The sequence below is a fragment of the Aquimarina megaterium XH134 genome, from assembly GCF_000520975.1.
Taxonomy (GTDB): Bacteria; Bacteroidota; Bacteroidia; order Flavobacteriales; family Flavobacteriaceae; genus Aquimarina; species Aquimarina megaterium.
Window position 1 is genome coordinate 90375 of record NZ_JACB01000031.1, and the last position, 22234, is coordinate 112608.

Annotated in this window: 22 protein-coding genes; 12 read left to right on the plus strand and 10 right to left on the minus strand. The window is 32.0% G+C overall.

Going from position 1 to position 22234, the window contains the following annotated elements; translation table 11 throughout:
- The first annotated feature begins 72 nt into the window (after positions 1 to 72).
- A complete protein-coding gene (locus tag Z053_RS0115865) occupies positions 73 to 345 on the plus strand; it encodes a T9SS type A sorting domain-containing protein (protein WP_025665981.1) in 273 nt (90 codons plus the stop codon).
- Between the two features lie 218 nt (positions 346 to 563).
- Positions 564 to 1571 (plus strand): 3-oxoacyl-ACP synthase III family protein, encoded by a 1008-nt coding sequence (locus Z053_RS0115870; RefSeq protein WP_025665982.1) that lies wholly within the window; start codon positions 564 to 566, stop codon positions 1569 to 1571.
- A 272-nt stretch (positions 1572 to 1843) separates the two neighbouring features.
- On the opposite strand, the gene Z053_RS0115875 is transcribed toward Z053_RS0115870, so the two are convergent.
- Positions 1844 to 4213, minus strand: coding sequence for a TonB-dependent receptor domain-containing protein (locus Z053_RS0115875; RefSeq protein WP_025665983.1), 2370 nt, complete (start codon positions 4211 to 4213; stop codon positions 1844 to 1846).
- Positions 4214 to 4651: 438 nt separating this feature from the next.
- Here Z053_RS0115875 and Z053_RS0115880 point away from each other — a divergent pair, with 438 nt between their 5' ends.
- Complete coding sequence (locus Z053_RS0115880) at positions 4652 to 5014, plus strand: CoA-binding protein (RefSeq protein ID WP_025665984.1); 363 nt, start codon at positions 4652 to 4654, stop codon at positions 5012 to 5014.
- Here Z053_RS0115880 and Z053_RS0115885 read toward each other — a convergent pair.
- The gene (locus Z053_RS0115885) at positions 4991 to 6430 is read right to left on the minus strand and encodes a sodium:solute symporter (protein WP_025665985.1); all 1440 of its coding nucleotides are present in this window, start codon (positions 6428 to 6430) and stop codon (positions 4991 to 4993) included. The genes Z053_RS0115880 and Z053_RS0115885 overlap by 24 nt on opposite strands.
- 217 nt (positions 6431 to 6647) lie before the next feature.
- Between Z053_RS0115885 and Z053_RS0115890 the strand changes: the two genes are divergently transcribed.
- Together Z053_RS0115890 and Z053_RS0115895 are read left to right on the plus strand one after the other, a co-directional pair.
- A complete protein-coding gene (locus Z053_RS0115890) occupies positions 6648 to 7322 on the plus strand; it encodes a hypothetical protein (protein ID WP_025665986.1) in 675 nt (224 codons plus the stop codon).
- Between the two features lie 127 nt (positions 7323 to 7449).
- Positions 7450 to 8256, plus strand: a complete 807-nt coding sequence (locus tag Z053_RS0115895; protein WP_025665987.1) for a ThiF family adenylyltransferase — start codon at positions 7450 to 7452, stop codon at positions 8254 to 8256.
- A gap of 32 nt (positions 8257 to 8288) precedes the next feature.
- Here Z053_RS0115895 and Z053_RS0115900 read toward each other — a convergent pair whose 3' ends face one another.
- Entirely contained in the window at positions 8289 to 8975 is a 687-nt protein-coding gene (locus Z053_RS0115900) for an ABC transporter ATP-binding protein (RefSeq protein WP_025665988.1), read from the minus strand.
- A gap of 251 nt (positions 8976 to 9226) precedes the next feature.
- Between Z053_RS0115900 and Z053_RS0115905 the strand changes: the two genes are divergently transcribed.
- Positions 9227 to 9823, plus strand: a complete 597-nt coding sequence (locus Z053_RS0115905) for a PAS domain-containing protein (RefSeq protein ID WP_025665989.1) — start codon at positions 9227 to 9229, stop codon at positions 9821 to 9823.
- Between the two features lie 125 nt (positions 9824 to 9948).
- Here Z053_RS0115905 and Z053_RS0115910 read toward each other — a convergent pair whose 3' ends face one another.
- Both Z053_RS0115910 and Z053_RS0115915 read right to left on the minus strand, forming a co-directional pair.
- Complete coding sequence (locus Z053_RS0115910; protein ID WP_025665990.1) at positions 9949 to 10521, minus strand: hypothetical protein; 573 nt, start codon at positions 10519 to 10521, stop codon at positions 9949 to 9951.
- A gap of 43 nt (positions 10522 to 10564) precedes the next feature.
- Positions 10565 to 12433 carry an ABC-F family ATP-binding cassette domain-containing protein gene (locus Z053_RS0115915; protein WP_025665991.1) on the minus strand — a complete coding sequence of 623 codons (1869 nt, stop codon included), beginning with the start codon at positions 12431 to 12433 and terminating at the stop codon, positions 10565 to 10567.
- Positions 12434 to 12916: 483 nt separating this feature from the next.
- Between Z053_RS0115915 and Z053_RS30250 the strand changes: the two genes are divergently transcribed.
- Positions 12917 to 14353, plus strand: coding sequence for a C-type lectin domain-containing protein (locus Z053_RS30250; protein WP_025665992.1), 1437 nt, complete (start codon positions 12917 to 12919; stop codon positions 14351 to 14353).
- 10 nt (positions 14354 to 14363) lie between these two features.
- On the opposite strand, the gene lnt is transcribed toward Z053_RS30250, so the two are convergent.
- Entirely contained in the window at positions 14364 to 15956 is a 1593-nt protein-coding gene (lnt, locus tag Z053_RS0115925; RefSeq protein WP_025665993.1) for an apolipoprotein N-acyltransferase, read from the minus strand.
- 718 nt (positions 15957 to 16674) lie between these two features.
- Here lnt and Z053_RS31565 point away from each other — a divergent pair.
- The 5 genes from Z053_RS31565 to Z053_RS0115955 all read left to right on the plus strand — a co-directional run bounded on the left by Z053_RS31565 (position 16675) and on the right by Z053_RS0115955 (position 19013).
- The gene (locus Z053_RS31565) at positions 16675 to 16839 is read left to right on the plus strand and encodes a hypothetical protein (protein ID WP_160170108.1); all 165 of its coding nucleotides are present in this window, start codon (positions 16675 to 16677) and stop codon (positions 16837 to 16839) included.
- Between the two features lie 18 nt (positions 16840 to 16857).
- Complete coding sequence (locus Z053_RS31570) at positions 16858 to 17022, plus strand: hypothetical protein (RefSeq protein ID WP_160170109.1); 165 nt, start codon at positions 16858 to 16860, stop codon at positions 17020 to 17022.
- 498 nt (positions 17023 to 17520) lie between these two features.
- On the plus strand, positions 17521 to 17697 hold the full coding sequence (locus Z053_RS31575) for a hypothetical protein (RefSeq protein ID WP_160170110.1): 177 nt from the start codon (positions 17521 to 17523) through the stop codon (positions 17695 to 17697).
- A 38-nt stretch (positions 17698 to 17735) separates the two neighbouring features.
- Positions 17736 to 17930, plus strand: a complete 195-nt coding sequence (locus Z053_RS0115950) for a hypothetical protein (RefSeq protein ID WP_025665994.1) — start codon at positions 17736 to 17738, stop codon at positions 17928 to 17930.
- A gap of 318 nt (positions 17931 to 18248) precedes the next feature.
- Positions 18249 to 19013, plus strand: coding sequence for a CDP-alcohol phosphatidyltransferase family protein (locus Z053_RS0115955; protein WP_025665995.1), 765 nt, complete (start codon positions 18249 to 18251; stop codon positions 19011 to 19013).
- 55 nt (positions 19014 to 19068) lie between these two features.
- On the opposite strand, the gene lptB is transcribed toward Z053_RS0115955, so the two are convergent.
- From lptB to Z053_RS0115975, 4 genes are all read right to left on the minus strand, one after another.
- Positions 19069 to 19809 (minus strand): LPS export ABC transporter ATP-binding protein, encoded by a 741-nt coding sequence (gene lptB / locus Z053_RS0115960; protein ID WP_025665996.1) that lies wholly within the window; start codon positions 19807 to 19809, stop codon positions 19069 to 19071.
- 80 nt (positions 19810 to 19889) lie between these two features.
- Complete coding sequence (locus tag Z053_RS0115965; RefSeq protein ID WP_025665997.1) at positions 19890 to 20240, minus strand: carboxymuconolactone decarboxylase family protein; 351 nt, start codon at positions 20238 to 20240, stop codon at positions 19890 to 19892.
- A complete protein-coding gene (tatC, locus tag Z053_RS0115970) occupies positions 20241 to 21077 on the minus strand; it encodes a twin-arginine translocase subunit TatC (protein WP_025665998.1) in 837 nt (278 codons plus the stop codon).
- The gene (locus tag Z053_RS0115975) at positions 21077 to 22045 is read right to left on the minus strand and encodes a KpsF/GutQ family sugar-phosphate isomerase (protein ID WP_025665999.1); all 969 of its coding nucleotides are present in this window, start codon (positions 22043 to 22045) and stop codon (positions 21077 to 21079) included. Before Z053_RS0115975 ends, tatC begins: the two co-directional genes overlap by 1 nt.
- Positions 22046 to 22234 lie beyond the last annotated feature (189 nt).

The window sequence follows — 22234 nt, forward strand, 5'->3', positions numbered from 1 at the left end:
TCTATATATTTGTCTATATAATAGTTGAATAGAAATCTTTTTTGATTTTGACAATAGAAAGAAACAAATTCGATGCAGGATATTATTACTGAAATAAATGGTTCTAGGGGTAGTTCATTTTCGGTTTATCCAAATCCTTTAAAAGGTGAGGTTTATATTGACTGCAAAACTGAAATGTCTAATGCCAGCTGCGAAGTTTTTGACCTAAATGGGCATTTGGTTATAGGGAATAAAAATTTATCGATTAAAAATACAATTTCATTTACTTCTTTTCCATCAGGAATGTATACTATTAAGGTGCGTGATGATAATAAGGTAGTGATAAAGAAATTTCTAAAACTCTAGTTTTAGGAAGATTGGGGGATGGGGACTACTAATTAAAATTAGTAGTCTCTTTTTTTACAGAGGTTTGCAATACAGTTGTTTAGGTTTTTTTTGTTATGCGTGCATATAATATAAGTAGGGTTTCTTTTATCAAAATGTTAAGAATACATATATTGTGTGATAACTTTTAGTTAAGCAAAAAATAACTCACAACTCACAATACACAATAAATTTACAACATGTATACTTCAAAAATATCTGGTTTAGGATCTTATGTCCCCGAAAATGTCGTAACCAATGACGATCTATCTAAGGTGATGGATACAAATGATGAATGGATTCAGGAACGTACTGGTATAAAAGAAAGACGTCATATCAAAAAGGGAGATGGTAATAGTACTTCTATTATGGGAGTCAAAGCAGCAAAAATAGCTTTAGAAAGAGCTAAACTTACTACAGATGATATAGAACTTATCATCTTTGCAACTCTTAGTCCTGATATGTATTTTCCTGGAGGAGGAGTTAGAGTTCAGGAAATGATGAATATGAGAACTATCCCGGCGTTAGATGTTCGTAATCAATGTAGTGGGTTTGTATATGCGATATCGGTAGCAGATCAGTTTATCAAAACCGGCATGTATAAAAATGTATTGGTCATAGGAAGTGAAAACCATAGTGGTGGTTTGGATATGACAACTCGAGGAAGAGGAGTTTCGGTAATTTTTGGTGATGGAGCAGGAGCAGCAGTATTAACGAGAAGTGAAGAACAAGGTAAAGGGATTTTGTCTACACATTTGCATAGTGAAGGAGCACATGCCAAAGAATTATCTCTAGAAGGACCTAGTACAGAACATTGGGTACCAGAAATTATTTCGGAGAATCCACAAGAGAATATTCCTTACTATCCGTACATGAATGGTCAATTTGTATTCAAAAATGCAGTAGTACGTTTTTCTGAAGTAATTAATGAAGGATTACAGGCCAATAATTTATCTGCCACAGATATTGATATGTTAATACCACATCAGGCAAACCTGAGAATTTCTCAATTTGTACAACGACAATTTAAATTATCTGATGATCAGGTCTATAATAATATCCAGAAATATGGCAATACTACAGCAGCATCTATTCCTATAGCATTAACAGAAGCCTGGGAGCAGGGTAAAATTAAAGAAGGGGATTTGGTAGTCCTGGCAGCTTTTGGAAGTGGGTTTACCTGGGGTAGTGCTATTATTAGATGGTAATTGCAAAGTAGAAAAAAATGAAAAACGCGAAGCAATTAAGCTTCGCGTTTTTTTATCTAATAACTCGGTTATTAATTTTTTAAAGGCTAATTCAAATAAATCATAACCATGACTATACTATATTAAACGTTGTAAATTGTAAAGTGTTACAGAATTTGTTATTTTTTTGCATTTATTTAACTTTAATAAGGTTTTTGAGAAAACTGTATTAAATTTAACAAATATCTGAGTTATTAGTTATAATATTAACATTTTTTTTGAGAAAAGCCCGATTATAGTATGCCTCCGCCGGATTTTTCATTATTATCTCTTCGTTTTCTCGAAACTTTTCTATTTTTTCCGCTTCCGAATCGATAAGATAATCCTAGGAAAACAGTTTGCGTTTCACCTTGAAACTGTCCATTTTGCGGATATGGGTTATTTGCAGAAAACCTGAAACGCATTGTGTTAAAAATATCGTTAAAGTTAATACTGGCTGTACCTTTACCTTTTAAGAAATTATAACGAGCTCCTGTGTTTACAAAATAAAATGGCTTGGTTTTAAATAATATACCTTCCTGTTCTCCTCTGTAAAATCCAAATACCTGAAAAGTCAAGTTTTTTGTCGCTTTAAAACTATTGTTAAGTCTAAAATTATATACTACAGCATCTACTTCTCTATTGATATTATCTACCACTCCTTTTTGCGTTTGTGAATACAAGTCAAAACTAGCATTAAAACTCCACCATTTTGTAGCTCTATAGTTACTAGATACCTCGACACCGTAAGAAGAATTATTATCAAAATTTTTGAATGTTAATATCTGACCTTCTTCAACATCTGGGTTTTCTACAAGAGCCTGACTTATTTCATCATTAATGATTCTGTAAAATACTCCTCCGGTTATCGATCCTTTTCCTAATTTACGTGTATAGTTCGCTTCTATAGAGTTCGTAAACTGTGGATTTAATTCTGGATTCCCGATAGAAACTATTCTTGGTGTACTCCATTCACGTATAGGGTTTACTTGGTTTAATCCAGGTCGATCAATTCTTCGGCTATAACTTAATTGGTAACTGTTTTTCTCTCCCGGAGTATAGCTGATAAAACCAGAAGGGTATACGGTAAAAATATCATCTTCAAATATTTTTTCTCCATCAAAAACAGCTTCAACTTCATAGCTTTCTAGACGTGCTCCTAACTGATATGACCATTTTTCAAAATTTTGACCATATGTACCATAAAAAGAATGTATGTTTCGGTCGTAATTATATTTTGAATTCGCGAAAAGTGTAGAACGATAGTCATTGTCTGTTCTTCTTAAACGAGTTTCATATCCTAATTCTAATTTGGTTTTTTCTGATAATGGGTTTACATAATCGAGATTTATTGTAGTGTTTTTTCGCTCATTATTAATAAGATCATTATAATTTGTAAACGATCCGTCTCCTCCAACAAAGTTAAAACGATCATCACTATCACTTTCAAAAACATTATAATCAACTTCTAGCTCTATATTGTGTCCTTCTTTTTTAAAATCATGTTTATAATCGAAATTATATGTAGAACCTTGGTTATCACTATCACTTAATAACTTTTGGGATAAATCACTCTGGTCGTTATTAAAAAAGGTGATATCTGTAGTTCCGTCTGTAAGTCCGTCAAACAAATTTTGATTGGTATATATCGAGACGGTATTATGGTCATCAATAAAGTAATCTAAGCCTATTTTAAATAGGTGAGACTTATTATTGTCTAAGAATTTAAAATCTGTTTGGTAATTTTGATCTTGTCTAAACACCCCTCCTGCATTTTGTCGTTTGGTGATGTTATTGCCATAATTACCGTAAAAGTTAACTTTTCCTGTTCTGTAATTTAGATCTATAGAGCTATTAAAACGCGCATTTTTATCAAAATTAAGCCCTAGATTAATATTACCATTAAAACCTATATTACTATTCTTATGTAATACGATATTAATGATACCACTCATTCCTTCGGGATTATATTTAGCAGAAGGATTAGTAATCAATTCTATTTTCTTAATAGAAGTAGAAGGGATTTGTTTTAATAATTGTGTAGCATCAATATTTGTAGGTTTACCATCTATAAGGATACGTACATTTTGATTCCCGCGTAGTGCGATATTACCATCCTGATCTACATTAACCGACGGAATATTATTCATGATTTCTGAAGCAGTACCCCCAGTTGTGGTAAGGTCTTTTCCTACATTTATAACTTTACGGTCAATTTTTTGCTCTATTGTTGTTCGTTCGGCAACTATAGTTACATCGTCTAGAGATTCGGCTTCTTCTTCTAATGATATGGTACCAACATTGATATCCTTATTTTTTTTAGAAATCTCAACCGGTTGAGAATACGTTTTGTATCCTATAAATTGTACTTTTAAAGTATAATTTCCTTTTGGTATATCAGAAATTGAGAAGTCTCCACTATCGGTACTAATACCTCCACTTATAATTTTATCTGCTCCATCATGAATTGCTACGGTAGCATAGGGTATGGGTTGCTGTAGATTTTTGTCTATTACTTTTCCTTGTATAGTACCTACTACAGCTTCATTACTTGGTTGTGCTGTTAGGATTAGACACCAAAATGAGAAAAATAATAAAATTACTTTTTGATTGATTGTTTTCATCTGAACGTTTATTTGATTGATAATTGTTATGCATTGTACTTTGTATTGCCTAATACAAATACGTAATTGTTTCTAAAATTGACACTGTGATTAATTGTGTTATACGTGTAAGACGACAGTAAGTCTATTCTGTTACACCTTATTTTGACTTTAACAAAATATTAAATAATTAAAAACCGCCTCTAATATTAGAGGCGGTTTTCTATAATAACCAAATAGTAACACTAACCATCAACTATGAATAAAATTTGATTATTATAAGTAACTAACTAACTAAATTTATGAAAATTCATATCTTTTATATGTAAGACGAAGTGCTTTGATTTGTGTTACATTCATCTTTTATTTTTAACAGTTTTCAGGTTATTTTTAACGTTTAAGTCTTTATTTGGTGTCCTAATAAACCTATTTTTCCTGTTTTAAATTCAAATACAGTTTATGGATAAAAAAACATTAGTACTGGGAGCGTCCTTAAAAACAGATAGATATTCAAACTTTGCTATTCATAAACTGGTAACTCATGGTCATGAGGTCGCTGCTGTTGGATTAAAAAAGGGAGAAGTTGCAGGAGTAAAAATTGAAACCGATATAAATGATGTAAACAATATAGATACAATTACTTTATACTTAAATCCTCTTAGACAACAACCTTATTATGATGACATCATACAGCTAAATCCCAGAAGAGTAATTTTTAATCCCGGAACAGAAAACCCAGATTTTTATCAAAAACTTAAAGCAGCAAATATTGAAGTAGAGATAGCCTGCACACTAGTATTACTTTCTACGAATCAGTATTAACCCTAAAAAGGTTAAAAACCCATTAAGAATTAAGATAAAGAAACCAAATTTAAAACCAAACCATAAATCACTATTCTCGCTAATGATATAAGATAAAATTGGGGATAAGATTGCAATAATCGGTACTAAGTTATCTTTTACTTTTAGTTTTGTAAATAACCCAAATGCATATAGACCTAATAAAGGACCATAGGTATACCCTGCAAATACAAATAGTTTTGCAATTACACTTTCGTCTTTTATTATGTACTTAAAAGCGATAATAACCAATACTAGTATGAAAGAAAATAGAATATGGATCTTTTTTCGGGTCTTGACCTGATCTGTTGGACTGTATTTTTTTTCTATGTCGAGTATATCGATACTAAATGATGTGGTTAATGAGGTCAGCGCACTATCAGCACTACTATATGCTGCAGCAATAAGACCAAGTACAAAAAAGATTGCAATACCAAAACCTAATCCGCTTTGCGTAGCAATTACAGGAAAAAGCTGATCCTTATGAGCATCAATTCCATTTTGTGATGCATATTGGGTAAGTAGTAACCCAAGACCTAAAAAAATAAAGTTTACAATAGTTAATACAATAGTAAACCAAAACATATTCTTTTGTGCATCTTTTAAGCTTCGGCAGGTGAGATTTTTTTGCATCATATCCTGATCTAGCCCTGTCATGACAATTGCAATAAATGCACCTGATAAAAATTGTTTCCAAAAATAATTAGCACTTTTAAAATCATCAAAAAAGAACATTCTCGAAAGATCACTTTCTAATACATAACCCAATAAATTTGATCCCTGAATCCCTAAATCATCTGATACATAATATATCGCTACACCTACTGCGATTAACATGAACAGTGTTTGTAGTGTATCGGTCCATACAATAGTTTTAATTCCTGATTTAAAAGTGTATAGCCAGATTAATAATATGGTTATGATAACGGTAACCCAAAAAGGAACGCCTAAAGCATCAAAAAGAATAGATTGTAAAACATTTGCCACCAAAAACAATCTAAAACTCGCTCCAACTACTCGTGATAGTAAAAAAAATGAAGCCCCGGTTTTATATGAGTAATTACCAAAACGTTCATCCAGATAAGTGTAAATTGAAGTTAAATTAAGTTTATAATAAAGAGGAAGTAGTACAGTACCAATAACAGTATATCCCAAAATATACCCTAATACTACCTGCATATAACTAAACTGCGAAGCTTCAATCCACCCAGGAACAGAGATAAAGGTAACACCACTTAATGAAGCACCAATCATCCCAAAAGCTACAATGTACCAAGGGGATTGTCGATTGGCTTTAAAAAAAGCATCATTTCCTGAGTTTTTTCCTGTGAAATAAGAAATGAGAAGAAGAATCCCAAAATAAGCTGCAATAAGAAGCAGGATATGTAATGGTTGCATGAATTTTGGTTAAAAATGAACCCCAAAATACAAATTTTAGGAACACGAATTAGGTAGGACTAAAATTTAGTTCCCATCCTCTCGATATTTTTTCACTTATCATTTAACCACTATCACTTATTCTACAAACTACAGCGAATATAAAAAGACTCATTTTTGGTAGTAAAAGAAATCTATTTTTAACCAAAAATAGATTTGCGTAGTGATACTATTAGATATGCCTCAAGACGATTTTTTGATTAGAAAGTTTGGCGCTATTAGCTTATATCAAATAGGAAGAAAAAATCTTTCTGAATTATCCCAATTTGTTTTTAAGATGTATTCGCATCATTATTTTAAAAAATACCAATGGTTACCAGATGACCGGGAATTAGAACATATGATACATGGTGATATTAATCAATTTGAAGATTCTGTATATTTTGGATTTAGAAATTCAAAACAAGAACTTCTGGGGACTATAAAAGCAACTAAAAGAACTAATAACATTGTTTTTCCTATAGAATATGAGTTTAATATTAGCATTGAACAAATAATTGAAAAAGAAAGTTTAGAAGTAAATGAAATATGGCATTTAGGACGTTTAGCGATAGATTCTAATGCATTACGTTTACAGAATTCATCTTTTACCTCTAGGCAAATGCTGCATATTTTATTAATTCATTCATTAGGGGTCATCAATTATAACCCTAATAGTTTAATGATAGCAGAATCTGATGTTTTGATTTATCAAATATTTCAGGATTTAGGGATTAATATGCAGATTGTAGGAGAACTTAGAGATTGTCTGGGTAGTCCAACGTATCCCGTTATTTTAACATCAGATAATATGAAAAAATGGTTAGAGAAGAATTTTTTAGAAAAAGAAGAACGACAAAAGTTTTTTATATAATACCAATTCTAATGTAAAAATAGGAGGGGATCTATCTCTCTATTTTCTTTTAAAGGATTTGAGTTATAAATGATTGTATACAATCATTTATAAGAGAAATAATGGTAAGACTATAAATAAAATATCTATGATAGAAAATTCAATTTTGGGTAGTAGAAAAAAAACAATCCCAGAAATGCATCATAACGAACGATATTATAAAAATGCATTGTACATAACTCCAGAACAACAAGATAAGATTAAAGATGTAAAAATAGTTTTTGGAGGCGTTGGTTTGGGTAGTGTATTGGCAGAAACAGCACTAAGATTAGGTTTTGAAAATTTTGTATTTATAGATGGAGATACCGTAGAATTATCTAACTTAAATCGGCAGAATTATCAAGAAAATGATATTGATGAGTCTAAGGTGGAGTCTATTACCAAAAGACTTTTATCTATTAACCCAAATGCAAAAATAGAATATCATCATCTTTTTTTGAACCCAGATAATATCGCAGAATATATTAATGGTTGTGATATTGCTATTAATGCTATTGATTTTGATGTAGAAGATACTCCATTTGTTTTTGATGAAAAATGTAAAGAAGAAGGGATTCCTGTAATTCATCCTTTAAATTTTGGATGGGCAGGTGCAGCTTATGTTGTTACTCCGGATAGTGAACAAATATATGATGTTGCTCGCAACAAGCAATGTTTTGAATTGGTTTTGATAAAGAATATGCTAGAATATTTTAAATATCAGGCAGAGATGAATTTAACATGGTTTTACGAATTTTATGAATCCTATAAAGAGAATTCTACTAAAATCACACCACCACAATTGGTAGTTGGATCCTCTTTGGCAGCTGCATTAGTAACCAATATATTATTTAGTTTGGTTAACGGTTTAGAGGTAAAAACTTTTCCAGAACCTTATTTTTTATCGACGAGATAATTTTGATTGGAATACTTTTTTAATGTAAGAAACTACTTGTTCCTTACATCGCTTTCTATCATTCCATCTCGAAGGCGTATAACACGATGTGCATGTGCAGCAACTTCTTCTTCGTGTGTAACCAGAATAACAGTATTTCCTGCGGCATGAATTTCATCAAAAAGCTGCATGATTTCTAATGAGGTTTTAGAATCCAGATTTCCTGTAGGCTCATCGGCCAATATTATTGAAGGCTTATTTACCAAGGCACGACCAACTGCTACACGTTGTCGCTGCCCTCCCGAAAGTTGATTAGGTTTGTGATCCATTCGATCAGATAACCCAACATCGGTAAGTACTTCTTCTGCTCTAACGGTTCTGTCTTTTTTAGAAGCACCGGCATAGACCATAGGTAAGGCAACGTTATCTAATGCAGTAGTTCTGGGCAATAAATTAAAAGTCTGAAAAACAAAACCAATTTCGCGATTTCGAATATCAGCTAATTCATTATCGGTCATTTTACTAACATCATTTCCGTTTAGATTGTAAGTCCCACCAGTTGGCGTGTCAAGACATCCCAGTAGATTCATTAGAGTAGATTTACCAGAACCAGAAGGGCCCATTATTGCTAGGTATTCTCCACGAGCAATATCAAGATCAATACCCTTAAGTACGTATACTGTTTCCTGACCTAATTGAAAATTTCTGATAATTCCTCTAATTTCAATAACATTTCCCATATAGTAATCTTTACAGATGGTTAAGATACAATTTTAGACTATATGACGCAGCAGATAAAAAGTTGTTACACTCTAATTGCAAAATGTTCTTTTGTTGATTCTGTGTGCTGCTTTGGGAAAGACAGATGGGTTAAAAGTAAGTTAAAAAATAAATCCCTTAAACCCTCCTAATAATACTATGATTTTTGTCATTTTCTGCATTTGATGTTACGATTAGTTTTGCTCTGGAATGTTAACTAACAAAAACAAATATGAAAGCACTAAAACGCCCCGAACCCATTAATGTAGAGATTGTCTTAGATCCTAAAGAAACAATTATGAGTAAGACTGATCCTAAAGGAATAATAGAGTATGCGAATGATTATTTTATGGAGGTCTGTGGATACGAAGAGCAAGAACTAATCGGTCAACCTCATAATGTGATTCGCCATCCAGATATGCCTAAAATCATTTTTAAATGGTTGTGGGAACACTTGCTGGCAAAGAAAAATATACATGCTTTGGTTAAGAATCTGGCAAAAGACGGTAGATATTACTGGGTGATTACAGATTTTGATGTAAAACTGGATGATGAAGGGCAAATTACTTCTTTTTTTGCACGAAGAAAAGCTCCGCCTAGAGAAGCAATTGAAAAAATAGATAAACTGTATAAAAAACTACTAGCAATCGAACAGGCTAGTGGAGTCGAAACAACAGAAAAATATCTCGTTGGATTTCTTGAAGAGAAAGGGATGACCTATCATGAGTTTATTGAAGAGGTTTGCTTCTCTGAAGAGACCAAGCCTTATGATCCAAAAGAATTACAATATCATAAACGAAGAACAGTATTTTCAAGAATGTTTAGATAATATATGATGATATTTATGATACAATAATTACTTTTTTAAAATTTTATATGAGTGGGTATACTCATGTGATTTAGTTTATGTTTAGATGTAAAAGCCTATGGATTAATTTGATCTTTAGGCTTTTTTTATGCTCTGATGGTGAAGTGTTCTTTTGCTTGCTCGTTTCTAATAAATACAAAACCTAAATGAAAAGTGTCAATAGTTACAGTAATTTTTGGATGTTCTTGTATTGTTTTCCATAAAATGGTATTGTCTTCAGATTCATATATAGAATTGAGTATGATAACACTGTCGTTATGCACCACAGACAACAATAATTCTATATTAAAGAGAGAGTGTAATTGATTTATGTTTAGATAAATCATATCATAATCATTCTTCGATTGGATATTATGATCAATCTCAACCAAATTATCTATTGATAAAATCTCTGATATAACCTTCGAATCTGTCAAAACAAGACCAGTTTTAATGTCAAAATAAGAAAGTATACGATTAAGAAGTTTAGCAGTACGATATCTAACAGGAATTTTTTTGTCTGCTTTTTTATATATTGATTTTATAGCAATATACGCTTTTCGTTTTTCAGTATTATAAAAACATTGGGTAACCAAATTATACACAAAAGGTGAATGTACTCCGTGTTGATTGGTAGATTTAGAAAGAAATCTGAGATATGCTTTTATTTTGAAATACATTTTTTAGTCTAAATCAAAAATCTAACACTATTTGTTAACCATATCATTCTTCCATTTTTTCAGAAAGTTCAAACCATCGCATTTCATTTTCTTCAATTTCCTGAATGATTTTCTGAAGTTTTTTGGACTCGGTATTTATACTTTCTTCGTCTAGATTACCTTCGGCAAAAAGGTTTTCGATTTCTTTTTTTTGCAGCTCTAGTTTTTTAAGCTCTCGTTCAATTTTATTGAATTCTTTTTGCTCATTATAAGAAAGAGCAGCTTTATTGTCTTTTTTCCAGGTGTTTTTAACTTTTGTTTCTGTTGCATCTGGTGTTTTTACTTCGGGTTCTTTACTATCTTCATAAATACGATAGTCTGTGTAATTACCAGGAAAATCCTGAATAACACCATTACCTCTAAACACAAATAAGTGATCTACGATCTTATCCATAAAATAACGGTCATGAGATACTACAATCAAACATCCCGGAAAATCTAATAAGAAATTTTCAAGCACATTAAGAGTTACAATATCTAAATCGTTGGTGGGCTCATCAAGAATTAAAAAATTAGGATTCTGGATTAAAACGGTACATAGGTATAATCTTTTACGCTCGCCCCCACTTAATTTTTCTACAAAATCATATTGCTTTTTTCGGTCAAATAAAAAGCGTTCAAGCAGTTGTTGTGCAGAAATTTGTCTTCCCTTTTTTAAAGGAATATAATCTCCAAATTCTCGAATCACATCGATAACTTTTTGACCTTCTTTAATAGTAATACCACTTTGTGTATAATATCCAAATTTTATAGTATCGCCAATCACAATTTTTCCATGATCAGGAGGTATAGAACCTGTAATCATGTTAAGAAAAGTGGATTTACCGGTTCCGTTTTTACCAATGATACCAATACGTTCTCCTTTTTTGAAAACATATTCGAATTGGTCTAACAAGATAAGTTTGTCGAAACGTTTAGAGATTTTATGAAGTTCGAGGATCTTACTTCCCATACGTTCCATATTAATCTCGAGTTGAACTTCATGATCATTACGACGTTTATGAGCGCGTTCTTTAATTTCATAGAAATCATCAATTCTAGATTTGGATTTGGTAGTACGCGCTTTTGGTTGTCGGCGCATCCAGTCTAATTCTTTTTTGTAAAGTTGCTTGGCTTTATCTGTTGTAATTTGTTCATTTACTATCCTAGCCTCTTTATTGGCCAAATAATAGGCATAATTACCTTTGTAACTATAGAGTTGACCGTTTTCTAATTCTATAATCTCATTACATACATTTTCTAGAAAATAACGATCATGGGTTACCATGAATAACGTAAAATTTTCTTTGGCAAAATATTCTTCTAACCATTCTATCATTTCTAAATCCAAATGGTTAGTAGGCTCATCAAGATATAATAGATTGGGTTTGCTTAATAATATGTTGGCAAGAGCTAATCGTTTCTTTTGTCCACCAGATAATTCACTTACCTTTTTATTAAGATCCTCTAGTTTAAGTTTAAAAAGTATTTGTTTATACTGTGTTTCAAAGTCCCAAGCATTAATTGCGTCCATTTTTTCAAATGCTTGTTGATAGCTTTCTACATCGTCGGGATTTAACAACGCTTTTTCATAAGTGTTAATTACTTGAAGAATATCATTGTCTGAGGCAAAAATAGTTTGTTCTATAGTAAGAGCAGGATCCAAATTAGGTTCCTGAGGCAAAAAAGCTACTTTAAGATTTTTGCGATATACAACTTGGCCTTCATCAGGTTCTTCATCACCGGCAACAATATCGAGGAGAGAAGTTTTTCCAGTTCCGTTTTTGGCGACAAAACCAATTTTTTGCCCTTCGTTGATTCCGAAAGAAATGTTTTTAAAAAGGATACGCTCTCCGAATCCTTTAGCGATATTTTCTACTGATACGTAATTCACAATTTTTTATAAAGTTGCAAAGGTACAAGGTTTATAAGTTACAAAGAAGCAAAGTTTTGAAGTTTCTGTATTGTGAAACGATAAATAGAAGATTTATTACAGTATTAATGTTTTATAGCGGTTAATTTTAATTGTATTGTTATTGATTAAAATAAGAGAATTATGTGTTATTGTAATTCAAAATAAATTCATTAAATCTATTGGAGTATTTTTTGTGAGATACAGTAATTTAAATATGAGTTATAGGAATTTTTATATCTTGCAGATATTATTTACACACTACAATCATTTTTTACTAGGTTAATACATGGGCAAGATATGTATTGGATTATGCTTAATTCTTAAATAGCAAACATAAAAGTTTGGGAGAGGTAGTGTTATGTTACTTCTTTGATGTCACACTTATTGTACAGATTTTTATATGCTTAGTATTAAAGTTATTACTATTTTAAACATTGATATATTACTTTTTTTACCTACTAAATGAGAAAAACACTACTTTATTTATTTGCTTTATTTTTTACTTTGTTATCCTTTGCTCAAGGAACATATAGAGACGAATTTGGATCTGTATCTTATGCCAATAATGATGGTACGTTAAATTGGGCAGGAAACTGGAATGAAATCGAACCTTTTGATTTTAATAATGACCCAGCTGGTGGTTTTATGAGTATTAATGGTAATCGACTTAGATTTAGATGGATATGGTCTGAGACTATAAGCAGAACGGCAAATTTATCTGGAGCAACAAGTGCTACACTTTCTTTTAATTGGGAAACATCTAGCCTCGAAGCAGGAGAGGAGCTAGCTATTAGAGCATCTAGTGATGGAACTAATTTTACTACTCTAGCAACATTTGGAGGTACTCAATCTGGTTTTTATAGTGTAGATATTTCAGCATATATTTCTGCTACTACGACAATTCGTTTTGATAATGTTGGAAACAACTGGGATGCTAATAATGACAGAGTTTTTATCGATAATGTTCAGATCTTAACTGCGGTAACTGTTAATCAACCTCCTACAATTGTAGTTAGTGGTGATCAGCATTTTTGTCCTAGCCCTACCAATTCTAGACCAGTAGTACAATCGGTTACTATTACTGATCCTGATGATACAACTGCCGATGAGATTTCAATACAAATATCATCAGGATATGTTAATGGGCAAGATTTGTTAACATTAACTGGTAGTCACCCTAATATAACAAGTTCTTGGAATGCAACAGAAGGGAGACTATTTCTTACTGGCCCAGCAACGTTTGCCGAGTTTGAAGCAGCAATTTTGGCTGTAGTATATTCAGCAAATGCATCTAGCCCTCCCGAATTAAAAGAATTTTCTATAGTGATAGGGAATGCACTATTCCTGCCTGAGACGGGACATTTTTATGAATTCGTACCAGATACGGGGATTCGTTGGGATGATGCAAGAGATGATGCGGCTACGAGAACATATTTTGGATTACAAGGGTATTTGGCTACATTAACTAGTGCTGCTGAAGCTGCTTTTGCTGGATCACAGATCACAGGTAATGGGTGGATAGGAGCAAATGACGAAGCTGCAGAAGGACAATGGACATGGGTTACCGGGCCAGAAGCAGGAACTCTTTTTTGGACAGGAAATCAAACTGGGTCTGTTGTTCCTGGTGAATTTGCATTTTGGAATAATGGTGAACCCAATAATGCAGGTAATGAAGATTATGCACATATTACTGCACCAGGTATAGGGATTCCTAATTCATGGAACGACTTACCTATTGCTGGAGGAACCGCAGGAGGAGCTTATGAATCACAAGGTTATATTGTAGAATATGGTGGTATGCCAGGTGATATACCTCTACAGATATCTGGAGTAACTAGATTAAGAATAAGTTGCTCTGTGATTACCAATAGACAACGAACATATAGAGTAAATAACTAAGTTCTATTTGTTAGGAGGGTAAAGACATTTTTCTTTTTCGTCGGGTTATAGAAAAAAGAAATATAAAAATCGATAAAAATATAGAAACTCTAGCCAGGTAATTTCCTGCTTTTACATAGAATGTGATTTTATCATTTGTAACAAGGGTTCCTTTTAATGCTCCTTGTTTTTCGTAATCTAATTTTGCTACGATATTTCCCGTTTGGTTAATAATAGCAGAAATTCCGGTATTAGCGCTTCGGGCAATGCTTCTTCTGGTTTCAATAGCTCTTAGTTTAGCATAAGATAAGTGTTGTCTATGCCCTTGAGTATTACCCCACCAGGCATCATTAGTAATAATTGCCAGAAAGTTAGCCTTATTTCTAATATACCCTGTGGCAAATTCTCCATATATACTCTCATAACAGATTAAAGTTCCTACTCCAATACTATCTTTAGAGAAGAATACTTCTCTATCTTCTTGCGTAGTTTTCTTGGCGACTGTTCCGCCAAGATCAATCATAGCATCACCCAAAATAGGTTTTAAAACACTTTGATATGGAAAATTTTCTACACCAACAACTAGTTTGCTTTTGTGATATAACTCATCAGTGCCGTCGGGGCGAACAAAAAATGCAGAATTATAGTCATCATAATAAATACCTTCTTTATAAGTGTTCGTTTGTTTGCGAATTTTACCAGGATCATTAAATACATCTATTAATGATATTCCTGATAATACATTTGCATTAGGATATTGGTTAAGTATATGTTGTGCTGTTTTTTTGGCAATAGAAATAGAGAAATTGGTAAGCCTATTGTTATCTGCAAAAACAGTTTCTGGAGCAATAATAAAATCTGTTTCTGAAGTAGCAACTGTATTTGTTAATGAGTCTAATAATTTACCTATTCGGGTGTCTGTGGTGTTATATTTTTCGGTATAGGGATTTATGTTTGGTTGTAGAATAACCACTTCGATATCGCTACCTTCTTCTTTATACGTTTTTAGAATAATAAATGATATTATAATAGGTATTAAAATAATCAATCCATTACTAATTGCAGATCTGTATAGAATAGTTTTATCCTTATGTTCTTTAAAAAGCAGTATACTTTTAAAAATACCAATGTTAATGACCCAGATCCAAAGCGTACCACCAAAAGTTCCTGTGTATTCATACCATTGTACCCAGGAGGTAAAGCCTGCAAATCCATTACCCAGATTAAGCCAGGGCCAGGAAAACTCCCATTGTAAGTGTGTATATTCAAAAGTCATCCAAAAGCAAACCAGAAATATACTACTAATCGTAAATGTGGTTCTTTTGGCAACAATATGATAAATCAAAAATACCAAAGTCATCACAAGGCTATTTACAATTTCTGCAAACCACATACCAAACGCAGTAGAATTATAGATCCACCAGGTGGTAATTATATTCCAAATAAAAAAGGTAAGAAAAGCAAAGGCAAAAGTCTGGCTTTTACTGTATTTATTTTTGCGAATGCTATATTCTGCAATCAAAAGTGGAACAAATCCAAAGAATAAAAATAAAGGAAAACCATAGGTCGGCCAGCTAATGGCGAGTAAAAGGCCTGAAATAATACACAATATGATGTTTCTCATAAAAAAAGCTTCCTTATTAATAACGAAATTAAACTTATTTAGTTACAATTAATATAATTGAATGTTTCTTTTTTGTAACGTTTAGTAATAGATAATCTTTTAAATGCTTAAACTGGCGATTTGATATAATTCTTTGCAATGCGATGTTTACGAAATTCATTGCTTAAAACTATATTTTATTTTAAAGAGTATAGAGTTACTTTTTTAATTTCTTTTCTAGGTTTTTTATGTTTTGACAGCTTGATATTTGTAAAATTTATAGCGGTCAAAATTTATAAATTCATACCTCGTTTTTAGGGGTATATGGCTAATTCCCTTGTATTTCTACTAGCCTTTATACTATATTTGATTCGGTTGTTAATACTTGTTTTGTGCATTGGGATCACTGTCGGGAAAAAGAAAAGTAAAGGCTTCAATTAGAGCAATAATATATCTGATGTGTAAAAAAAATACTCTCAATTTTATTCCATAAATATTAGTAAATGGGCAATCATATTCGAAAAGAGGATGACCTATCAGATTTGATTTTCTTTATCAAAGATCTTAATGAAAAAACATATCAGTCGATGACTCCTAAAAAAGAATGCAAACAGTATCATAAACAAACAAAGCTCTAAGATGAGCTTTGAATGTGAAAATATTCTCTCGCGAGGAATAGACACACATGATGAGTGTCTTAAAATGTTCATCACAACTGTAAATATTGAATATTTAAATTATGAAAAAATCAATTTTAAATTTAGGAAAAGTTATAAATAAAGCTAAACAAAAAACTATTAATGGTGGAAAGATGGAAGCCTCTTGCGAAGAATTAGGGTGGAACGAATCAACTTGTAAATATGGATCATCGGCTTCTGATATCAATTATCTTAAATGTTGTTAATTATTAAATCATTCTAAAATGAAAAAATCAATTTTGAATTTAGGAAAAGCTTTAAGTAAAGCAGAACAAAAATCAATTAACGGAGGTATTGCCCCATATTTATGTACTCTAGGAGATCCATGTTATATTTTTATGGGACCAATATGTACAGACGTATGTATGCATGAACCTGGAGATAGGTAGAATGTATAATTAATTCTACAATTATATGTTTAAAAGTAAACAACCATTGTTTTAAAGTTCATATTACTGTAGGTTATTGATAACTTGGCTGCAGTTGCTTTTTATTAAAAAGCAACTCAGCTTTTTTTCAAGAAAGTACTAAAGTTTTTCTAAGTATGTGATAAAAAGTTATATGTAAATATAAATTACTTTTTTTCAATAAGATATATTATATTAGTTGTGTTTTATTACCCCAACCCCTCAACCTAACTTTGGATAAACAGAGGGCTAGAATCCATTTTGATATAGTGTTGTTAATAGTGGGTTTACTCTTTTTTATTACGGATTTGGAAGAAAATAATCGGTTACTATTGTTTTATTCAAAATATAAAAATATAAAATGCTTTTTATGGCTTTTGTATTGTTTGAATTAGGAATAATGTTTTTTATACAGAATAGACACAAACGATGAGTGTCTTAAAATGTTTGTCGTAAAAAAATAATCTTAAAACCTATATCATGAAAAATCACATTTTAAACTTGGGTAAAATTTTAACCAAAACGCAACAAAAACAAATTAATGGAGGTAGATGTCAAAATGCATTTCAATGTTGGGAATGGGCTAATTTTTTGGGACCAGAAGATGCGTATGCATGTATTGATGGAAATTGCGGACTTAATCCAGGTCCACTTTAATTGCTAGGAGTATAAAAAGTAATCTTAAAACTTATATTATGAAAAATCACATTTTAAACTTAGGTAAAATTTTAACCAAAACACAACAAAAACAAATTAATGGAGGAGGGGGACATCCAGCATGCTATTCTCATCAGGATTGCCCTGGATCAATGGGGTGTTGTAGACCTGGAGGTAGCGGATTAGGGCTGTGTATGGTGTTTGAGCAGTATATAAAATATTGCAATATATAAATGATTAATAGTTAATAAAGAAGACTGATTATTTTTCTTCTTTTCAAAAAAGTTAAACGCTGATATGAAGCACTGATGTTTTTTTATAAAGATATCAGTGCTTTTTTGTAGTAAATAATCATTTTTGGAAAGCTAATTCTAAATAAATTTAATTAGGTTGTTATGACTTATTTTATTTGAAAAAATGATAGGATACTATGATAGTAATTTGATTATAATCTACGATTTGTAACTAGCAGAATAATTCTTTTTTGGTTAGAAACCATTATCAGATAAAGTATCCATTAAGTTTACTATTTTTACACAAAATCAGACTTCATGTTTATTAAAAGACAAATTCCAAACTTCATTACACTTCTCAACCTTTTTTGTGGATGTATTGCTGTTATTTTTGCTGTTTTGGGGCAATTAGAATTTACTGCATTGTTTGTAATGCTAGGTATAGGATTTGATTTTTTTGATGGTTTTGCAGCGAGAATATTAGATGTTAAGAGTGAATTAGGGTTGCAACTTGATTCTTTGGCAGATATGGTTACCAGTGGGGTCGCACCTGGTATTGTGATGTATCAATTGTTGTCTCAAGTTTTTGGGAAACCATTTTATGTAACTCCTGGTTCTTGGAATTCTGAACAGATTTTAGCGAGTTTTGATATGTCTTATGTATCCTTACTGGGTTTATTGATAACCTTGGCTTCTGCATATCGATTAGCTAAATTTAATATAGATACCCGTCAAACTACTTCATTTATTGGTTTGCCAACACCAGCAAATACATTACTAATTGTTAGTTTGCCATTAATACTCAAGTTTCAACAAGAACCCTGGATTTTAGAAATTATCCTTAATAAATGGTTTTTGATAGGGTTAACTATACTAAGTTGTTACTTGCTTAATGCAGAGATTCCTTTATTTGCTTTAAAATTTAAGAATTGGAAGTTTGCAGAAAATAAGGTTCGTTATATTTTTATAATACTTACTGTTATTTTAATTGTACTCTTAAAATTTATAGCAATACCTTGTGTGATATTACTTTATATTTTGATGTCTTTATTTTTCAAAGAAAAAAAGCCGACCGAAGAATAGTTTTTGATCAGTATTTTTTACGATAAGATTCAAAAACCAAATACCGGTATTATCATTAAAAGTTCAATTTCTTTTTTCTAAGCTCGAAATTTTGCCCCAGATAAACTTTACGTACCATTTCATCTTCGGCCAATTCTTCGGGAATACCAGCTTTTAGAATACTTCCTTCAAACATCAAATAGGTTCTATCTGTTATCGCAAGAGTTTCCTGTACGTTATGATCTGTAATCAGAATACCGATGTTTTTATCTTTTAACTGGGCAACAATACGTTGTATATCTTCTACGGCTACTGGATCTACTCCGGCAAAGGGTTCGTCTAAAAGGATAAAATTAGGATCTGTAGCGAGTGCTCTTGCGATCTCTGTACGACGACGCTCACCACCACTTAGGAGATCGCCACGATTTTTACGGATATGTCCTAAGCCAAACTCTTCGATAAGCGCTTCCATTTTATGCAATTGCTCTTTTTTAGAAAGTTTGGTGAGCTGAAGTACACTTAAGATATTATCTTCGATACTTAATTTTCTAAACACAGAAGCTTCCTGAGCTAAATAACCGATACCATTTTGGGCACGCTTATACATTGGGTATTTGGTGATGTCGATATTGTCTAATGAAATTTTCCCTCCATTAGGTTTTACCAAACCAACAATCATATAAAAAGAGGTTGTTTTACCAGCACCATTTGGTCCCAGAAGTCCAACAATTTCTCCTTGATTCACTTCCAGAGAGATTCCTTTTACTACTTTTCTACCTTTATATGATTTTATAAGATTATCTGCTTTTAACTTCATATCAGAATGACTTCTTTATATCGGGGGTGTTGCTAAAATGAGCTGGTAAATTTACATTATTCTTTTTAACTGCTACATACTTAAGAAGCTTTTGCTTCAAGTGCGTCCCAAAACTCATAAGCGCGACGTAAATGAGGGATAACGATAGTACCTCCTACCAGGGTAGCAATACTAAGAGATTCGACCACTTCTTCTTTGGTTAACCCTTCTTTATGACAAGTTTCAAGATGATAGCGTACACAATCGTCACAGCGCAGCACTACAGAAGCTACCAACCCTAATAATTCTTTAGTTTTTACATTTAGAGCACCTTCCATATAGGCATTAGTATCCAGGTTAAAGATTCTCTTAATTATTTTATTATTGTCCTCCAGAATACGAGAATTCATTTTCTCTCTGTAACTGTTGAATTCGTCAACTATATCACTCATTTAGATTGTTTTTTGTAATTTTTTCTTTTCTTTTTTTATAACGGCTTTAGATATAAAAATACTTACCTCGTATAATATTAAAACCGGAATAGCAACAATAACCTGACTAGCAATATCAGGTGGCGTAATTACGGCAGAAAGTATTAATACAATTACTAAAGCAAATTTTCTGTATTTTTTTAAGAACTCAGGAGTAACTAACCCTACTTTGGTAAGGAAAAACATAATAACAGGAAGTTCGAATATTAGACCACAGGCGATTACAGAAGCCCTTACCAGTGCTATATAGCTATCAATATCAAATTCGTTAAGGACCTCTTTACTCACTTGATAACCTCCTAAGAAATTAATGGATAATGGCGTAATTACGTAGTATCCAAAAAGTACTCCCAAGAAAAATAAACAGGAACAGATAATAATAAATCCTTTAGAATTCTTTTTCTCTTTATCATATAACGCGGGAGAAATAAATTTCCAGAATTCATATAGTACATAAGGAAATGCTATAATAAAACCCGCTGTTATTGAGGTCCAGATATGAACAGAAAATTGACCTGCTACTTTTCTGCTCTGTACGCTAAAAGGTAATTCTTTAAAGCATAAACTTTCATCTAAACCTAGAAGTTTAGATAGATTACAGAGACCATTATAAGTAGGGAAATCTGGTTTTTTTGGACCAAAAATTATAACATCGAAGATGAATTCTTTTGATACAAAAGCTATGATCCCGGCAATGAGTACTGCAACAGTAGCCCGAATTAAATGCCAGCGTAACTCTTCTAGATGATCTAGAAAAGACATAGACTGAGGATCTTTTTGAGTAGTGTTGTCAGCCATTATAAAATACCTTCTCTCATTAAATCATGAATGTGTAGTAACCCCACATATTTACCATCCTTTTCTGCTAGTAATTGAGTTATTGAGTTTTCCTCTAATTTCTCTAAAGCATCTACTGCCATAGCATCATTATCAATACGTTTGGGGTTAGGAGACATAATGTCGTTAGCAGTCAAACCTTCAAAAGAAGTAGTTCCTTTTGTTAACATTCTACGTAAGTCTCCATCAGTTATAATACCAAGAATAGCCCCGTTTTCTGTAACTGCGGTAGCTCCTAATCTTTTTTCTGTCATTTCAACAATTACATTATTTATATTAGACTCTGGAGATACTTCAGGTTTTTCATTTCGAGATGTGATATCGCTTACTCGAAGGTATAGTTTTTTCCCCAATGCACCTCCTGGATGATATTTGGCAAAATCCCTACTAGAAAACCCTTGCAGGTGCAATAAGCATACTGCGAGTGCATCTCCTATAACCAACTGCGCAGTGGTACTTGTTGTAGGGGCTAGATTATTAGGGCATGCTTCTTTTTCTACATAGGCATGCAATACGTAATCAGCTTCCTGACCTAAAAAAGACTCTTTATTAGCTGTAATACCAATTAAAGGATTTTTAAAGTTTTTAATCAAGGGAACCAGAACTTTTATTTCTGGAGTATTCCCACTTTTAGAAATACAAATAACAACATCATCTTCGAGAATATTTCCTAAATCACCATGAATGGCATCGGCAGCATGCATAAAAACTGCAGGGGTACCTGTAGAATTCATTGTAGCAACAATTTTGGTGGCAATAATAGCACTTTTGCCTATACCGGTAATAATAACTCTACCTTTTGAGTTATGTATCGTTTCTACAGCATCAGAAAATTCTTTATCAATGAGCTCTTCTAGGTGGGCAATTGCACGAGCTTCCTCGGCAACAGTTTTTTTAGCATATGAAATTATAGTGTCCTGGGTGTTCAAAATTTAAAAAATTTTCGTGTTATAAATAAAGATTTTACTATCTTTAATTTACGCAAAGGTATACAATACCTTATTAATTTTAAATAGTGATAAAAAAAAGCGTATTAATTTATGCTTTGTTTATCTTTGGCATACTAAAATTAAAAACGAAACATCCACTAAGTCTGTATTTGGGGAAATAGATTTAGT

Bases quoted from the DNA above. Each gene is read 5' to 3' on its own strand.
- Z053_RS31575 (WP_160170110.1), top strand. From the start codon at position 17,521: ATGAAAAATCACATTTTAAACTTGGGTAAAATTTTAACCAAAACGCAA.
- lptB (WP_025665996.1), bottom strand. From the start codon at position 19,809: ATGAAGTTAAAAGCAGATAATCTTATAAAATCATATAAAGGTAGAAAA.
- Z053_RS0115895 (WP_025665987.1), top strand. From the start codon at position 7,450: ATGATAGAAAATTCAATTTTGGGTAGTAGAAAAAAAACAATCCCAGAA.
- Z053_RS0115865 (WP_025665981.1), top strand. From the start codon at position 73: ATGCAGGATATTATTACTGAAATAAATGGTTCTAGGGGTAGTTCATTT.
- Z053_RS31565 (WP_160170108.1), top strand. From the start codon at position 16,675: ATGAAAAAATCAATTTTAAATTTAGGAAAAGTTATAAATAAAGCTAAA.
- lnt (WP_025665993.1), bottom strand. From the start codon at position 15,956: ATGAGAAACATCATATTGTGTATTATTTCAGGCCTTTTACTCGCCATT.
- Z053_RS0115965 (WP_025665997.1), bottom strand. From the start codon at position 20,240: ATGAGTGATATAGTTGACGAATTCAACAGTTACAGAGAGAAAATGAAT.
- Z053_RS0115910 (WP_025665990.1), bottom strand. From the start codon at position 10,521: ATGTATTTCAAAATAAAAGCATATCTCAGATTTCTTTCTAAATCTACC.
- Z053_RS0115870 (WP_025665982.1), top strand. From the start codon at position 564: ATGTATACTTCAAAAATATCTGGTTTAGGATCTTATGTCCCCGAAAAT.
- Z053_RS0115875 (WP_025665983.1), bottom strand. From the start codon at position 4,213: ATGAAAACAATCAATCAAAAAGTAATTTTATTATTTTTCTCATTTTGG.
- Z053_RS31570 (WP_160170109.1), top strand. From the start codon at position 16,858: ATGAAAAAATCAATTTTGAATTTAGGAAAAGCTTTAAGTAAAGCAGAA.
- Z053_RS0115905 (WP_025665989.1), top strand. From the start codon at position 9,227: ATGAAAGCACTAAAACGCCCCGAACCCATTAATGTAGAGATTGTCTTA.
- Z053_RS0115950 (WP_025665994.1), top strand. From the start codon at position 17,736: ATGAAAAATCACATTTTAAACTTAGGTAAAATTTTAACCAAAACACAA.
- Z053_RS0115880 (WP_025665984.1), top strand. From the start codon at position 4,652: ATGGATAAAAAAACATTAGTACTGGGAGCGTCCTTAAAAACAGATAGA.
- Z053_RS30250 (WP_025665992.1), top strand. From the start codon at position 12,917: ATGAGAAAAACACTACTTTATTTATTTGCTTTATTTTTTACTTTGTTA.
- Z053_RS0115890 (WP_025665986.1), top strand. From the start codon at position 6,648: ATGCCTCAAGACGATTTTTTGATTAGAAAGTTTGGCGCTATTAGCTTA.
- tatC (WP_025665998.1), bottom strand. From the start codon at position 21,077: ATGGCTGACAACACTACTCAAAAAGATCCTCAGTCTATGTCTTTTCTA.
- Z053_RS0115955 (WP_025665995.1), top strand. From the start codon at position 18,249: ATGTTTATTAAAAGACAAATTCCAAACTTCATTACACTTCTCAACCTT.
- Z053_RS0115885 (WP_025665985.1), bottom strand. From the start codon at position 6,430: ATGCAACCATTACATATCCTGCTTCTTATTGCAGCTTATTTTGGGATT.
- Z053_RS0115900 (WP_025665988.1), bottom strand. From the start codon at position 8,975: ATGGGAAATGTTATTGAAATTAGAGGAATTATCAGAAATTTTCAATTA.